Raw genomic sequence first — 15,019 nt, 5'->3', positions numbered from 1 at the left:
ATTATGCTAAAAATCGGAGCTGGAACTGGCTTTGCAGGTGATCGGATCGAACCTGCCCTTGCCCTTGTAGAGAACGGAAACATCGACTATCTGATCCTTGAAGGCTTGGCGGAACGGACCATCGCCCTTTCACAACGACAAAAACGGATGAATCCTGATCTTGGATTCAATGAGTATCTGGAAGAAAGAATTCGCCTTCTACTCCCTTCACTCCTCTCTCATAACGTTCGTCTGATTACCAATATGGGCGCGGCGAATCCTATGGCAGCGGCCAGAAAGATTCAAGAGGTAGCAAAGGAAATGGATCTGGATTGTAAGGTAGCGGCAGTCATTGGCGACGACGTTCTGTCCAAACTAAATCCTCATGCCATTGTGCATGAAACTCAAAAGCCTGTTGAAGAATACACACCTCTGATAAGCGCGAACGCTTATCTTGGTGCAGAGGCCATCCTTCCAGCCCTGGAATCAGGAGCAGACATCATTGTGACAGGCAGGGTCGCGGATCCTTCCCTGTTCCTTGCCCCTATGATCCATCATTACCAATGGGAGCAAAGCAATTATCAACTCCTCGGCCAGGGGACCCTGATCGGACACTTGTTGGAGTGTGCCGGACAGGTGACAGGAGGATATTTTGCGGATCCAATATATAAACCCGTCGATCGCCTCGATGATCTCGGCTTCCCTATCGCTTCCATCATGGAAGATGGGACGGCCATCCTGACCAAATTGCCGGGTACAGGGGGAGTGGTGAACGCCATGACTGTGAAGGAGCAACTTCTATATGAAGTGCATGACCCGACAAGCTACCTCACGCCTGATTGTGTGGCGGACTTCAGTACGGCAACCCTTGAAGAAATCGGACCCGATACCGTTAAAGTCCAAGGAGCGACGGGGCGAAAACGCCCGGATACATTAAAGGTTTCCCTCGGCTACCATGCGGGCTATCTGGGGGAAGCGGAAATCTCCTATGCAGGGTCCACTGCAACTGAGCGGGGTCAACTGGCCGCTGACATCCTCGAGAAACGGCTCGGTGGGATGGATGACCAATTCAAAATCGACTTGATTGGTTCGACTTCTCTCCATCATGGTGAACAGAAAGGATTTCGTCCATATGAGGTCCGACTACGCGTGGCTTCCCTATGCCCATTACGAAAAGAGGCCGTCAGGATAGGTCATGAAGTCGAAGCGCTTTATACAAACGGTCCAGCTGGTGGCGGCGGTGTACGCAAGCGGGTCGAAGAAGTAATCGGGGTGGTCTCCACCTTCATGGACCGCTCCCTGATCACGTCTCATTCTGAGCTATTGGAGGAATCCTCATGGCAACAATCAAACTGATCGAAGTGGCCCACAGCCGCACAGGAGATAAAGGAAATACGCTGAACTTCTCCCTCATTCCCTATAGGGAAGAAGATTACGATTTACTTAAAGCTGAGGCAACGGTTGAACGTTTTATTGAACATCTGCGGCACATCGTGAAAGGATCGATTACACGGTACGAACTACCCACTATCAAAGCATTGAACTTTGTATGCGAACAGGCCCTGCTCGGTGGTGTGACAACATCCATCGCTCTCGATACGCATGGAAAGAGCATCAGCAGCGCCGTCTTGGAAATGGAGATTGAGCGCCATTGAAACAACAAGGACCTCACCCGTCACAGGTGAGGTCCTTTTACATGCATGACGATTTCCACAGAAGGTTTCGCCTCGTCGTGGAGCTTTCGCATAAGGCGGCCTTTACATCATTTCATTCTCCTTATCAAAAGCCACTCTCTTTTCGTTTTCAAACGGGATCGTGGTCTCATCTTCCTTCGGCTTGATTTCACGGAATGCGACGGCACCCGCGGCGATATACAGTCCTGCCGGAATCAACATGGTGAAGATCGATGCCGGAAAGGTGAGAACACCGATACCGATCATGATTCCACCGAATACTTTATTGTTCATGCGATTGGCAAGGCATCCGACTACGAGCCCAGCTATTTGCACCAATAGGAAACCAATGGTCAAGAAAGTGAAGACCATTCCTGTTTCCGATTCACCTTCACTAAACATCGCCCATGACATGAAAAATCCGAAGAAGGACATACAGATCCCGATAAGCCCTCCAATCAATCCCAACAGAAACTCTGGTAGTCTCTTCATTTCCCTTCACCTCTCCGTCTTGTTAATCCATTCCACTTCATCTCTAATTTTCCCATTCTTCTACTCCTTCTAGTTGTTTTACGAGACATGATGCCATACAGTTCCTGGTCATTAATCCCTAATTATGTAAGTTTCTCATATCTTTACCCAGGTCGGTAGCTACTTAATCCCTAGGAGGAAATTCTTAGAACATTTTTTTGTCGTACTATTCTCTGTTGACTTCTTACGGGTCCTCGTTGAAAATCTGGAACTCCTCCAACTTAACGTCAGTTCCTAATACAGTATGTTTCCGTATTTATCTCCATTCTCCTCCCAACTCTTTCAAGTTCCACAGGACTTCCCTACCGATTCGGTAAACTGTAATGCGAGTTGGTTGATATCCGCATGGAAGAAGCGTAACCTTTCTCTCTGCTAAAACGTTTGAGAGGATGATCGAAATGTTGAAAGAAGGATTTGTAAACGTAAATGATGTCAATCTGCACTATGTAACAGAAGGCGAAGGAGAGCTCATGCTGTTCCTCCACGGATTCCCCTACTTCTGGTACAACTGGCATCATCAGCTTGAGGAGTTCTCGAAGGACTACCGCGTCGTGGCGGTGGATATGCGCGGATACAATCTGTCAGATAAACCCGAGGACATCGATTCGTATACCATGTCCACCCTCGTCGAAGATGTGAAACAGCTGATCGAGGCGTTCGGAGAGAAAGCCTGTACCCTTGTCGCCCATGACTGGGGCGGTGCCATTGCCTGGACATTCGCCTACACGCATCCTGAGTACGTGAAGAACCTGATCATGTTCGATGCGCCCCATCCGTACACGTTCCGCAGAGAGCTTGCCAATAATCCGGCACAGCGTGAAGCAAGCAGCTACATGGGCTTCTTCCAACAGGATGATTCCCATGAGATCCTGCTAGCCAATGACGCCGAGCGCCTCCGGAAGATGATGACGGAGCCTGGGAAGAAAAAAGGCTATCTAAGTAAAGCCGATGAGAACAAATACGTGGACGCCTGGACACAGCCGGATGCCATGAAATCCATGCTTCACTACTACCGTGCCATCTCCTTCTTCCCATTCGAAGACCATGTGCAAAAGCCCCTTGAGCTGAAGCATGACATGTTCAATGCACCGACGCTCATCCTTTGGGGAGACGCCGATCCCGCCTTTGAAAACAGCAATCTCGATGGCATCGGAGACTATGTGAGCGATCTGACCATCCACCGCTTCGAAGGCGTCGGACATGCGCCGCAGCACGAGAAGCCTGAAGAAGTGAATGCGTATATGAGGGCGTTCTTGAAGAAGGACTGAATTCAAAGGGCTGTTGCCACCAATTTGGAAATACGTTACAATTGACGTACAATTCAAACGACTGGAAGGAGTCACCTATTGGATAAACAAAGACTGAACCAAGTCCTGCTCTACGTAGCTGTCATGGTCATCGGTATGACCATCGGCCTTGTTGTATTTGCCCCCATATTCGATGATATGGTCCTACGGATTGTCATGGGCATCGCCCTCGGCGTCACGACTGGATGTTCCCTTCAGCCCCTTGCTCCCAAGATCAAGCTATAAACATGAAACGGCGGTGCCTGCACCGCCGTTTTATTTCATCTGCTTCAATAAACATAGCAATCTATCACCTCCGACTGAACCTTTATTGTTATCCCTCTTGAAAAAATACCCAGAATACGGTTAGATAATAGATAGGTATTTTATCATGCCATTATACATATCTATAAAAATCTGTCTGTACCAAGAAAGGAGCCATCTCATATGAGTGAACGCACAGTCGTTGCCGTCCCGCGTAAAAGCGTCGGCCTATCCCTCGTCCTCACCTTCTTCTTCGGATCCTTGGGAATGCTCTACTCCACCGTAGCAGGTGCCCTCATCATGATTGCCATCGAATTCGTGGTCGGATTCCTGACCTTCGGAATCGGCCTCTTCTTCACACATATCGTGTGCATGATCTGGGGAGCCGTTGCAGCGAGTAATTACAACACACGGGTGTTTGGGCATTAGGAATACGAAACGGTCACCGCGCTCTGTGCGGTGGCTTTTTTTCTGGATTTTCTCCTGCTTTGAAAACGTCGGGATCGCTATCAAACAAAAATACCCTGTAGGGAGACTTTTCAAGTCCTTTCTACAGGGTAGTGTTTAGGTACTACTATGATTATTCCTCCGTACCCGCTTCAGCTTCTTCTTTTAAATCATCCATCGCATCCGGATAAATGATTTCATCGAACTGCTTGCCTGTCGATTTATCCTCGACGGCCACTTTGATCTTGATTTTGTCACGGTCCTTCCCGTCGAATACCTGATACATCATCCCAGTCATTCCTACTGTGATGGAGGCAAATGCATCCATGCTGTTTTTGTAGGATTCCTCATCCGTTACGACCATGGTGAATTCAGTGAAGTCCTTATTGTACGTGATATCCTCGATCGACTCGAAACCGTTCTTAGCTTCATCAATCGACTCTTCCATACCCTTTGCCATTTCTTTCATCATCTTTTTATGATCGGCTTTGGACATGACGTACGTCAGGGAGCCATCATCGTTCTTTTTGACTTCCTTCACGCCTTCTTCCTTCGCCTGCTTAATCATATCATCAACATCTTGACCTTCTGTGAACTCAGCCGGTAATGTAATCTCCACGTTCAAAAGACCCTTTTTCACTACTTTTTCTTCCTTTTCATCTTTCTTTGTATCTGCTTTCCCGCTGCTGTCAGATGACGAGCACCCTGCCAACAATAGAGCGAGAACAAGCATGCCCACCGCTAATTTCTTCATATTCCTTCACTCCCTATTTTTGGTTGCATTTTACACACATTGACCATTCTAGAGATTCTGGATAGGTTTGTAAATAGGGACTTTGGGATGATTTCAGCGTTTCACTTCATCCTATATATCCCAAAATACCCTTCAAAAAGACGGAAGGGAAGGTTTCATCTATATAAGGACCGGGGAAAGGATACTAATTACTCTGTTCGTTTTTAAAGGAGGGGATTTTGTGAACAGGGAAGAAGCACTGGAAAGGCTGGAGGAAGTCGAGTACCTCCTGAAAGAAGTCGAGCACTGCGAGGCGATCATTGTAAAGAGGCGGCGCATGACCGGGATTCTGTTCTTGTTACTGTGGACAATCGGCATTCTGTCACTGTTTTATTTCGTTTTATTGCCTATGCTGGATATGCTCTGGACCTCCCTTCATGCGAGATTCTTCCATACAATGGACATCGCCCTCAGCTCGTATCCGTTCATCACCTTCACCATCGTCATCATCCCGACGATCTATAACGGACTGAAGATCTCAAGGGCCAATGAATCAGCCGTCCTGTCAGCGCAGGAAACCATCAACACCCATTTCTCACATGCTGCTGACCTGGTCCCCCTTCCGCCAGAGCTGCAGTACTCGGACGAAATCACCGTCCTAAAGGACTTTTTGTATCTTGAGCAGGCCGACACCATCGAGGAAGCCATCAACATGCGGATCAGTGCCCTTCCCCCTCCCTCAGAGGAGGAAAAAGAAATCACCGTACCCACCCTGATCGGGCAGTCCGCCCCACTGCCTGTCAGACAAAAGAATGAATGAAGGCCTCCCAATCTAGCGGAGGTCTTTTTTTGTTCCAGAGATAACGGGGGCTTCTATAAGGAGTCTTAAGATTAAGTCACGGAGATATAAAAAGCGTACCGATAGGTTTCATACCCATCGGATTTCTTTTTCACACTTTTACCCTAGTCATCAAGATCTCCCCCTCTCTTCTTCAAACCATTTTGTGGACTGAAGCGTCGAAGGAAAGCGTCCAATCCATTCTCAAGGGTGATTTCCACTATTTCAGCATTGGAAGTCTGCTCTTCCACTTTTGTAAAACCTAAAATGAATTCTCTGAACGAATCAAACACCTTAATCATTTTATTTCCTTCTCGGTCATGAAACCAAAAATAGACAGATCCTGTTTTCTTGTCCATACAAACTAAATCCCCACCTGGAAAATCTGCGATTGGGAAGACATGTTCCGGTATGATGCCTTGATGAGATTCGATCTGTTCAATTAGACTATTCTCATCAGGATATAAGCCAAAGATGGAATCAAGTTCAAATTCAAATTTATTAAAATCAGGCGGTGTTTCCTCCGGAATACATTTGTAACTCGGATCTAAATAGTCATTCCCATATTCTTTAAGATAAGAAATATAGTCCTCGGGAAAGTCGATCTGATATTTTCCCCCTAATGATAAGATTTCGTCTTTATGCAAAGCTGCTTTTTTTGCGGCCGTTGTATCAAAATCAATAATTTCATTCAATTTCACTTTTAATGGATCCACACATATTCCTCCCCTTTGGACAAATGAGTAGCAAGGAATGCTACTTGCATTCCCTTTATACCTACTGATTACCTCAGAATACTATGAAGTGGGCATATGTTTGTTTATAATCCACCAATTAAGCCAGTAGTTAAGCCAGTAGTTATTCTGTCAACCCTTGCCCAATCAAATAAACAAGAAATAGACCTTCCATTTGTTTTTAATTCTTTTTTGAATTTATGAAAATCCCTAGCTCGTATATTTCTTTATTATAGAAAAAGATTTGTTTTCATCTTATTCTACTAGTAAAAGGAGTTTAGACATTGATATACCCTCTTTGTATAGTCCAGAATTGAAGTCCGTTCAACTCAGAATTTATGCATTTTAATCTCACTTCCGGGAGACTTATTGATTAGAACGTCAGGAAGGTCTGGGTCATTCTTTTTCATCTTATATTTTTGGATTTTTGTTAATCCGGGGTCAAAGGAAATGCTTTGAGATTTAAAGTCAAGGCTTAGTAGTTTATTATAAATCTTCGCCATAAATTCTTGCCATTCCCCTAGTGAAGAATCGGAATTTTTTTCTGACTTTTCTAATAAACGATAGCCATCAGCATAATGAAACAGTAGTAAACCCGTCCCTAAATCACAAGCCTCATTATGTAAGATAACCGTTGGTACTTCAAACCCGCTATCCCAATGATAATTACCTGCAAAATGATGAAGGAATAAAGAGTCATCTACATTCTTTAATTGGCTTACTATATATTCTTTATCTGTATGATAAAGTAACTGTTCAAGGAAAATAAATTCTGTTTCATCCACAATACCCATCTCCTCGTTTTATTATCTTCTTATAAAAACTCAACTTTTGAATTTTTCCGCAACCTTCTCTTTCCATATTAGCAGTAACTCTATAAATTCTTCCGTTTCAATCTCATTTTCATAAGGTTCAGCCGTTCGATAATGATGCTCGGCCATGGTTACGTCTTTCCTGATCATCACACTTGTTGCGTTTAGTGTAATTTCAACGTTTTCATGCACCCCTTCAAGAACATTCTTGATGTAGCCTATATACTCATCGACTTCTTGTTCTGTAGAAATATCTTGAATGAAATCCGAAAAAACACTCAATTCTTCCGGTAACACAATCATCAGATCACCAAATGGATCCTCCCTGAATTCATATGAGTACTTCATACACATCCCCTTTTCAATAGTTGTAACGTGGAATAAATATACTCGCGCAATCCTTTGCCATTCCCATATATAAAGAGTATCTAAATTCCACTCCCTATTGTCCAATTTTTTCAGTAAAAAAAGCCCCCCTTCTACCAGGGAGCCATGATGAATTACCTTTCCCTCATCACCCAACCAAAGTACCCGTCAAAATAATCCGTTGGGTGCCGTCGAGGGTGCAGGTGACGAGGGTGATTTGGTTTTTGTTTGGTTGATCGTCCAGGACGTGGGTGTCGGTGGGATCGATGATGGTGGTGCTGTCGATGATGTATTCGTATGTGGTGCTGCCCTGGTGGAGGAGGACCTTTTCGCCGGCTTCGACTTCAGGTAGCTGGCGGAAGTGGCGGTCTCCCCTGTACCCCCTGTGCCCGGCGATGGTGAAGTTGCCTTTGCCGGGGGTTTGGTCCGATTTGATCTGGGTCAAGGCGATGCTGAGGTTTTCCTGGGTCGGTTCGGGCAGGACCTTTTCCTTCAGGTCGATGGCCGGGATCTCGAGTTCCAGGACATCCTTCAGCTGATCCTCTGACACCTTTAAGTTCCGGACGCTTGAGAGGTCGACCGGTTCTCCTTCTGCCCGTTCGATAAGGGAAAGGGCCTCTTCCAGGGCGGCTGCTTCTTTGTCCTTCTGCCATTCATACACGAATGGGATGGAGAGCAGGATGAGTCCGATCAGTACAAGGGACAGTCCTGCCTTTGTTTTTTTCTTCATGGGCTCATCCTCCACTAGTCAGATCACTCTTCGATTCCGCGTTTCCTTCTGGCCGTGATGACGATCGTTCCTGCCGAGATGAACAAGAGACCTGCGTACATGAGGTAGCGCATCCACTCTTCACCGGTGTACGGCAGGGTGTTGTTCGGTGTGCCGGATGGGGTTGAGTCCATCGGCGTTCCGCTTGCAGGATCGGATGGTCCGGATGGCTTAGTCGGTGTTGTCGGTTCGGATGGAGTAGTCGGTTTTTCCGGTTCTTCTGGCGGTTTTTCTTTGGCATCGTTTTTGACCACGATGGTGATCACGCCTTCTTGCCCTACTTCCACTGTGAATGGAATCGGCTCATTTGATGCGACATAGCCGTCCGGTGCTTTGGTTTCCACGAGGCTGTAGGTGCCTGGCACCAGTCCTTCGATATAGGCTTCACCCTCTTCATCCGTGGCGACGGACAGGAGGATTTCTCCGTTTTCATCGAGTATGTCGAACTCCGCTCCTTGCAGCTTGCGATCGGTTTGACTGTCGACTTTCAAGATTTTCAGGTTTCCAAGGATCAAGAGATTTTCGAAGACGATCTCAAGGGTTTCTTGCTGACCCTTCACGATTTCGAATGGAATCGGTTCGTCATCGAGCTCATATCCGTACGGTGCCTGTGTCTCGATCAGCTGGTAGTTGCCCGGCTTCAGCCCGTCGATGAAGAGTTCACCGGCTTCATCTGTCTCAAGATCCGTTGCCAAAACGTTCCCTTCCCCATCTGTCAGGTCGAACAGGGCGCCCTCAAGGAGGTAGCCTTCCTCATCGATTTTCGTCAAGAGGACCGAGCCTGTTGTCAGGTCATTGATGACCTCCACGTTCAGTGCGGTCTCTTGGCCAAGCTCGATCTCAAATGGGATCGGCTCAGATGGGAGGTCATAGCCCGCGAGCGTTTCCGTTTCCACGAACTGATAGCTGCCCGGCTTCAGGTCATCGACTTTGAGTACGCCATTCTCATCGGTGGTCAGGTTCTCTGCAATCAAAGTCCCATCGGTTCTCCACAGATCGAACTTCACGCCTTCAAGGGTGTTGCCCTCTTCCCCTTTTTTCGTCAGGATGACGGATCCCGTGGCACGTTCGTTTTCCATGGTGACCGTGACAGGGAGTTCTTGATCCGGGTCGAAGACCACTTCCACGTCCACCGGTTTGCCATCAAGTACGTGGCCGAACGGAGCCTTGGTTTCGATGAATTGGTAGTGACCAGGCTTCAAATTGTCGACGGTGATAGTGCCGTCTTCATCCGTGGTCAATCCCTTCCATTCTTCGCCTGTTTCTTTATTTCGGAGTGTGAATTCCGCTCCTTCCAGTGCTTCTTTCTCTTCCCCGACTTTTTGCAGCTGGACCGAGCCGGTCTTCAGCTCATTGACGGCCTTCACCTTAGTTGCCGTTTCCTGTCCAAGCTTGATTTCGAATGATATTGGGCCGGTTCCGAGAACATAGCCATCGATGCTTGCCGTCTCGATGAACTGATACTTACCTGGTTTCAGGCCATCGAATTGAATCTTTCCTTCGGCGTTGGTCTTCAATCCTGTTCCGCCTTGGACCGGTTCACCGTTCTCGCGGACAAGGTCGAAGGTGACACCCTCAAGCAGCTTGTCGTCTTCTCCCATTTTCTCCAGGACCACGGAGCTTGTGGAACGCTCATTTTCCTTGGTGATCTTCACCGGCTCCTTCGGATCGAATGGAATCGCAAAGGTCAGAGGGGTTTCGTCGAGTACATGCCCCTTAGGCGCTGCAGTTTCCACGAACGAATACGTACCCGGCAGCAGGTCGTTCACGGTGATGGTACCGGACTCATCGGTCTTCAGGTCGGTCTTCACCTCTTTGCCATCGGCATCAAGGAGCTTGAAGACGGCATCCGCGAGCTTTTCCTTGTCCTCACCCAGCTTGGTGAGTTCAACCGCCCCGCGTTTCAGATCGTTGGTGATGGTGATTTCAAGCGTTTTTTCCTGTCCAAGCTCGATGGTGAAAGGATGCACGGGATCTTTGCCCACGAGATACCCATCCAGTGTCTGCTTCTCCACGAGCTTGTAATTCCCTGGCTTCAGATCTTCCACGAGGAGGATGCCGTTTGCATCCGTGATGAGCCCTTTACGAAGCTCTTCTCCATTTTCTTTTTGCAGGTCGAAGGTGACGTCCTTAAGCTTCTTCCCATCTTCTCCTACTTTGAGGATCCGGACAGATCCCGTCGTCTGGTCATTTTCAAATGTCAGCTTCAGGTGCTCCGTTTGGCCTTTGACGATCTCGAATGTGAGCGGCTCGCTCTTAAGATCATGTCCTTCTGGTGCCTGTGTCTCAATCAGTTCATAGCTTCCCGGTCTAAGGTCCGTGATGACCAGCTTTCCATCCTCATCCGTTGTCAGATTATCTCTGCGCTCATCCACATCCACCCCGACGAGCTTGAAGACGGCATCCTTGAGTGTGGTCCCATCTTCACTCACCTTCGTCAGCTCGACGCCGCCTCTGATGATTTCATTGGTCACGGTGATGGTCGTGGATTCGGTTTGGTCTTTCTTGATGGTGACTTCATATTCCTTACCTGATCCTTTGTATCCGTCAGGCGCCTGTTTCTCAACGAATGTGTAGGTCCCCGGTTCAAGGTCCTTGACGACGATCTTACCAGATTCATCCGTTTTCAGGTCGGACCTGACCACTTCCCCTTTGCTGTTCTTCAGATCGAAGATAGCGCCTGGGAGGACGGACTTCGTTTCTTCATCGATCTTGGTCAATTCCACCTGCTGCTTGATCTTGGTATTATCTACGGTGATGGTATTCCCCGGCTTGGTATCATCTTTTGGATCATACGGCTGATCAATGGTCACCTCCTTGGACTCAAAGCCCTTCAGATAACCGTCTGGAGCTGATTCTTCCATGAGGGTATAGTCGCCATAGAGCAGTCGGTTGAATGTGGCGATCCCGTCTTTATCCGAGGTGGCAGTGGCAATGGTGACGCCGCTAACCGGATCTTTAAGGGAGAAGGTCGCGCCTTTCAACACATCCCCAGTCTCTTTGTCGACCTTCTTCACCTTAAGGCCACCGACTTCCCCGCTTCCGTCACCTTTTCCTCCGGTCCTCTGCACGATGATCGATGCTTCGCCTTTCTTCACATCTTCCCTGGCATTTTCACCTTTGAAGTCGACGGTGTTGCTGACTTTCCCACCGACCTTCTCCAGGATGAGTGATTGATACTCGAGGATGTAAGGGGTGGATACGTCTTCCTTGAAGTCGATCGTGAAGGAATCCGGGTCCTCCTTGAGCGTCAGGACGTAATCCTCGCCTTCCGTCAGTTCCTCCTTCTTCTTTACGTTCCCGTTCGCTTCCACGGTGGTGGAGTAGAGCTTGAAGGAATCCTTGATCAGCATCTGATTCGGACTCGGTGTATCAAGGATCCTTGCTTTTTGAACGGTGGACTGACCGAAGTTGATGTTGATCTTCCAGTCGATGACCTTGCCGTTCTGTTTCCCGGACTTGGCCGTATAGGTGTCTCCGTTCGGAATCGAAACGGAGGCATTGAGATCCGTTTCCTTCTTCTCTCCATTGTAGACCGTGGCCGTATTCTTGTAGGATGCCTGGACGAGGCTTACATCCTTCACACTGGTCTTGTAGGTGATCTTGTAGGGAGAGTCGACCGGTTTTTTGAAGATGATCTCGAAGCCTTGCTCCCCCTTGTCGTTATTGATCATTTTGACGGTATATTCGCTCGCCGGTACCCGTTCACCTTCCCTCGTGCCGTTGCCTCCACCCGTAAGATCCATCCGGTACACTGCGATGGAATCCTCCACGAGCTTCTGATTCCCCTGCATGTAATCGACCACGCGGAGCTGATCGAGCTGCTTCAGGTTATAGTTCACGCCGACATTCCAAGTCAGGAGCTTATCGACGGCATTATAGGACCCGTTCTTGAAGCCGTTGAACTGGGTATAGGAATCCGGGGTGAACCGGGAGATGGCCTGCAATGTCCGGTCTTTCCCCTGCTCATCCTTCCAGAAGAGCTCGGCTTTGTTCTCCAGATACTTTTTCCCAATATCCGCTCTCTTTTCGTAATCGAATGCGGTCGTATAGGTGATGCGGTGTGCGGTACTGATCTCCTTCAGGAAGACGATTTCGAAGCCATCCTCCACTTCTTCGAGGGTATAGTCCGTCCCTTCGACGAGGGTTTTCCCTTTGGTCTCGATCTTCAATGTATCCCGCTTGAACGTGAGACCTTTATTTGTGAAATCATCCTTGAGGACGACATTCTTCATAAGTTGCTCATCCAGGTTGAAGTTGATCGTCCATGGGATTGTTTTGTCTTTGTAATTCGGTGAGCCGTGGTGCTTGAATAGGATCTGCTGGCCGATCGTCTGGCCTGCATCCTTCCTGATTTCACCCGTCGTCACTTCATTGACGATGTTTTCATTTTCATAGACGCGGTCGATGGCTTTCGTTTGATAGGTGATCTTGTAGGCTGCGTCGATATCTTGGTTGAATTGAAGGGTGAACCCATTGCGGTTCCCATCGGATTTGTCCACGACGTCGTAGTTCGTGAACGGGGTGCTTCCTGCTTCATTTCCGTTCTCATTGATCGTGATTTCATTGACCGTCAGGGTGTCCTTGAGCAATTCCTGTGATCCATTGAAGAAATCTTCGAGGACGGCATCCTTTTGGGCGATGTTCTTTTGGTTATAGTTATACTGGACTTCCCACGTGATGAGCTGCTTGGCTGCATCATATCCGACGACACGCTTCTGAAGCGGCTGTCCCCTCTGGACCTTCACCGTGGCTTCTGCCGATTTCTCCCCGCCATCGGAGATCAAGGTCGCCTTATTCTTAAAGTCGGTTTGATCTTCATCCGTCACATTCGTTTCGTATACGAGGCGGTAAGCAAGATGGATATCATCATTGAAGTCAATGGCGAAATCCTGCCCGTTTGACGTCTTCCCGATCGTATAGTCACCCCGTGATACTTCTGATCCCAGGGTCGTTTCTCCGTTCAGCTTCGTCTCCAGATGATAGAGCTTGATCGAACCTTCCTTCAGCTCCTGACCTTCCTGGATCGGGTCTTCGAGTCTCGCATTCTTCAAATCTCCAAGATTCTTATTAAAATCAACCGTCCATTTGATTGTTTCGGCATTATAGGCGCGATTCGGCTCGCCTTTTTTGCTCACATCAGCGCCTTTTGATGGATAGTCGATTTCGATCGTAATGGATTCCTGACCCTCGATAGGCGTGATGACGATCGTCTTGTCTTCCGTCACGATCGTCTCTTTATCAAGCTCGGTCCATACTTCCAGCGTTCCTTTGATATTGGAGAACTGCTCGATGAAGTCCGTGAATTCGACGGTTGCTTCTCCCTGCTTGTTCACAGAGAAGTAGCCGACAATCTCATCGTTGAACCGTATTTCGGAACGGACGATTTCATCATAGATCTTCAGCTCCGGTGGCATGTTGAACTTGAACATGTCCCCACCCTTATAGCCATGACCATTCTTCAGGGCCCATTCGTACTTCACCGACACAAGGGAGTCGACGGTCGGCTTATCCTGTGGATTGCCTTGGCGGTCTTCGAAGGAAAGGGTCGCTTTGGTGAGGATGTTTTCTGTGATGATTCCATCCACGGCCGCGCTTTTCTTCACTTCTTCTATCTTTTCTTTCTCGTCCTCTTCCTTCACTTCCTCTTTGGCCGGTGCATCGGCTTCAGCGGTCTCGTCCTCGACCGTCTCCTCTTTCACCGCATCCTCTTCGGCAGGGGCCTCAGCTTCAGGCTCCTTCACCTCTTCGTTCCCAGGTGCCCCCGTTTCTTCTTCCACAGGAGGTTCCACTTCCTCTACCTCACTCACAACGGAAATGGAGATCTTCCCATTCGCTTCAGGATGGTCGGCTGCCGCTTCATTGAAGACCACCTTTAGCCCTTCCCCATCAGCCGTATATCGACCGATGGCCTCATCACCGGCAAGAAGCTCCCCTTCCTGAGCCACTTCCACCTTAAGAGGTTCCGGGATCTCCTTGTGATAAGGTTGATCGGCTGCAACCGTTGAACCCTCGAGGGTCCACTGGACGTTCATGCTGGTAATGTTCTGTGACCCATCGTTCTGTACGGTTTCTCCCTCATCGGTCACATATTCGACTGTTTGAAAAAGATCCTCTGCTGTTCCTTGTGCCTGCGCTCTCGGTGAAAAGATTCCTGTAGCCAATGTCTGGAGTATGAGCATGACAATCAGTGAAACGGATAAGCTTCTTTTCATCTTCCCCATCCTTTTTTTCTGTAATTTGCCTTCCTAGCCAACGACCTGAACGTGGACATCACCTGAGCGGATGAGCATTCAAACGAGTAAAAAAAAGGTTTGATCAGAGCATGGTTCTTCAGGAATATGTAATCGTGTTGACCGCATTTCCGAGAGCAGACAAGAGACACGGCAATATGATCCAAGCGAGTGATCAGTACGCACATCAGGAAACCACCATCCAAAAATCATCAACATCCATCTTACAAACGCCTTCAAAAACAAGTCAATGGACTCAACAAAAGCTATCAAAACGACTAAACAATCAACAAATACCGACGAATCACCCGACAAAATACGATAAAAAGAACATAAATCACCTCATTTTGTTCT

At 48.0% G+C, this 15,019-nt stretch carries 13 protein-coding genes; 6 read left to right on the top strand and 7 right to left on the bottom strand.

The window, feature by feature from the left end; translation table 11 throughout:
* The first annotated feature begins 3 nt into the window (after positions 1 to 3).
* Both ABJ225_RS16080 and ABJ225_RS16075 read left to right on the top strand, forming a co-directional pair.
* A complete protein-coding gene (locus ABJ225_RS16080; RefSeq protein ID WP_347321071.1) occupies positions 4 to 1,335 on the top strand; it encodes an acyclic terpene utilization AtuA family protein in 1,332 nt (443 codons plus the stop codon).
* Positions 1,317 to 1,634, top strand: a complete 318-nt coding sequence (locus ABJ225_RS16075; protein ID WP_079514440.1) for an AtuA-related protein — start codon at positions 1,317 to 1,319, stop codon at positions 1,632 to 1,634. Before ABJ225_RS16080 ends, ABJ225_RS16075 begins: the two co-directional genes overlap by 19 nt.
* A 102-nt stretch (positions 1,635 to 1,736) precedes the next feature.
* On the opposite strand, the gene ABJ225_RS16070 is transcribed toward ABJ225_RS16075, so the two are convergent.
* Positions 1,737 to 2,144, bottom strand: a complete 408-nt coding sequence (locus tag ABJ225_RS16070; protein WP_079514438.1) for a hypothetical protein — start codon at positions 2,142 to 2,144, stop codon at positions 1,737 to 1,739.
* Between the two features lie 437 nt (positions 2,145 to 2,581).
* Between ABJ225_RS16070 and ABJ225_RS16065 the strand changes: the two genes are divergently transcribed.
* The 3 genes from ABJ225_RS16065 to ABJ225_RS16055 all read left to right on the top strand — a co-directional run bounded on the left by ABJ225_RS16065 (position 2,582) and on the right by ABJ225_RS16055 (position 4,162).
* A complete protein-coding gene (locus ABJ225_RS16065) occupies positions 2,582 to 3,451 on the top strand; it encodes an alpha/beta fold hydrolase (protein ID WP_347321070.1) in 870 nt (289 codons plus the stop codon).
* 78 nt (positions 3,452 to 3,529) lie between these two features.
* Positions 3,530 to 3,715: a hypothetical protein gene (locus tag ABJ225_RS16060; RefSeq protein WP_347321069.1), complete on the top strand. Its 186-nt coding sequence runs from the start codon at positions 3,530 to 3,532 to the stop codon at positions 3,713 to 3,715.
* Between the two features lie 201 nt (positions 3,716 to 3,916).
* Entirely contained in the window at positions 3,917 to 4,162 is a 246-nt protein-coding gene (locus tag ABJ225_RS16055; RefSeq protein WP_056538853.1) for a hypothetical protein, read from the top strand.
* Between the two features lie 151 nt (positions 4,163 to 4,313).
* On the opposite strand, the gene ABJ225_RS16050 is transcribed toward ABJ225_RS16055, so the two are convergent.
* Positions 4,314 to 4,934, bottom strand: a complete 621-nt coding sequence (locus ABJ225_RS16050) for a hypothetical protein (RefSeq protein WP_056538856.1) — start codon at positions 4,932 to 4,934, stop codon at positions 4,314 to 4,316.
* Between the two features lie 220 nt (positions 4,935 to 5,154).
* Here ABJ225_RS16050 and ABJ225_RS16045 point away from each other — a divergent pair, with 220 nt between their 5' ends.
* Entirely contained in the window at positions 5,155 to 5,733 is a 579-nt protein-coding gene (locus tag ABJ225_RS16045; protein ID WP_148985784.1) for a hypothetical protein, read from the top strand.
* Positions 5,734 to 5,876: 143 nt separating this feature from the next.
* On the opposite strand, the gene ABJ225_RS16040 is transcribed toward ABJ225_RS16045, so the two are convergent.
* From ABJ225_RS16040 to ABJ225_RS16020, 5 genes are all read right to left on the bottom strand, one after another.
* A complete protein-coding gene (locus ABJ225_RS16040; RefSeq protein WP_347321068.1) occupies positions 5,877 to 6,467 on the bottom strand; it encodes an SMI1/KNR4 family protein in 591 nt (196 codons plus the stop codon).
* Positions 6,468 to 6,814: 347 nt separating this feature from the next.
* A complete protein-coding gene (locus ABJ225_RS16035) occupies positions 6,815 to 7,270 on the bottom strand; it encodes a DUF4274 domain-containing protein (protein ID WP_347321067.1) in 456 nt (151 codons plus the stop codon).
* 39 nt (positions 7,271 to 7,309) lie between these two features.
* Positions 7,310 to 7,645, bottom strand: a complete 336-nt coding sequence (locus tag ABJ225_RS16030; protein ID WP_347321093.1) for a tRNA-Val4 — start codon at positions 7,643 to 7,645, stop codon at positions 7,310 to 7,312.
* A 166-nt stretch (positions 7,646 to 7,811) separates the two neighbouring features.
* On the bottom strand, positions 7,812 to 8,393 hold the full coding sequence (locus ABJ225_RS16025; protein ID WP_056538871.1) for a class D sortase: 582 nt from the start codon (positions 8,391 to 8,393) through the stop codon (positions 7,812 to 7,814).
* Positions 8,394 to 8,416: 23 nt separating this feature from the next.
* Entirely contained in the window at positions 8,417 to 14,647 is a 6,231-nt protein-coding gene (locus ABJ225_RS16020; RefSeq protein ID WP_347321066.1) for a SpaA isopeptide-forming pilin-related protein, read from the bottom strand.
* Positions 14,648 to 15,019 lie beyond the last annotated feature (372 nt).

The sequence above is a fragment of the Rossellomorea sp. RS05 genome, from assembly GCF_039822645.1.
Taxonomy (GTDB): Bacteria; Bacillota; Bacilli; order Bacillales; family Bacillaceae_B; genus Rossellomorea; species Rossellomorea marisflavi_B.
Note: the sequence above shows the minus strand (reverse complement) of the source record. Positions and strands in the feature narration are given on the sequence as shown.

Bases quoted from the DNA above. Each gene is read 5' to 3' on its own strand.
- ABJ225_RS16080 (WP_347321071.1), top strand. From the start codon at position 4: ATGCTAAAAATCGGAGCTGGAACTGGCTTTGCAGGTGATCGGATCGAA.
- ABJ225_RS16075 (WP_079514440.1), top strand. From the start codon at position 1,317: ATGGCAACAATCAAACTGATCGAAGTGGCCCACAGCCGCACAGGAGAT.
- ABJ225_RS16070 (WP_079514438.1), bottom strand. From the start codon at position 2,144: ATGAAGAGACTACCAGAGTTTCTGTTGGGATTGATTGGAGGGCTTATC.
- ABJ225_RS16065 (WP_347321070.1), top strand. From the start codon at position 2,582: ATGTTGAAAGAAGGATTTGTAAACGTAAATGATGTCAATCTGCACTAT.
- ABJ225_RS16055 (WP_056538853.1), top strand. From the start codon at position 3,917: ATGAGTGAACGCACAGTCGTTGCCGTCCCGCGTAAAAGCGTCGGCCTA.
- ABJ225_RS16050 (WP_056538856.1), bottom strand. From the start codon at position 4,934: ATGAAGAAATTAGCGGTGGGCATGCTTGTTCTCGCTCTATTGTTGGCA.
- ABJ225_RS16030 (WP_347321093.1), bottom strand. From the start codon at position 7,645: ATGAAGTACTCATATGAATTCAGGGAGGATCCATTTGGTGATCTGATG.
- ABJ225_RS16025 (WP_056538871.1), bottom strand. From the start codon at position 8,393: ATGAAGAAAAAAACAAAGGCAGGACTGTCCCTTGTACTGATCGGACTC.
- ABJ225_RS16020 (WP_347321066.1), bottom strand. From the start codon at position 14,647: ATGAAAAGAAGCTTATCCGTTTCACTGATTGTCATGCTCATACTCCAG.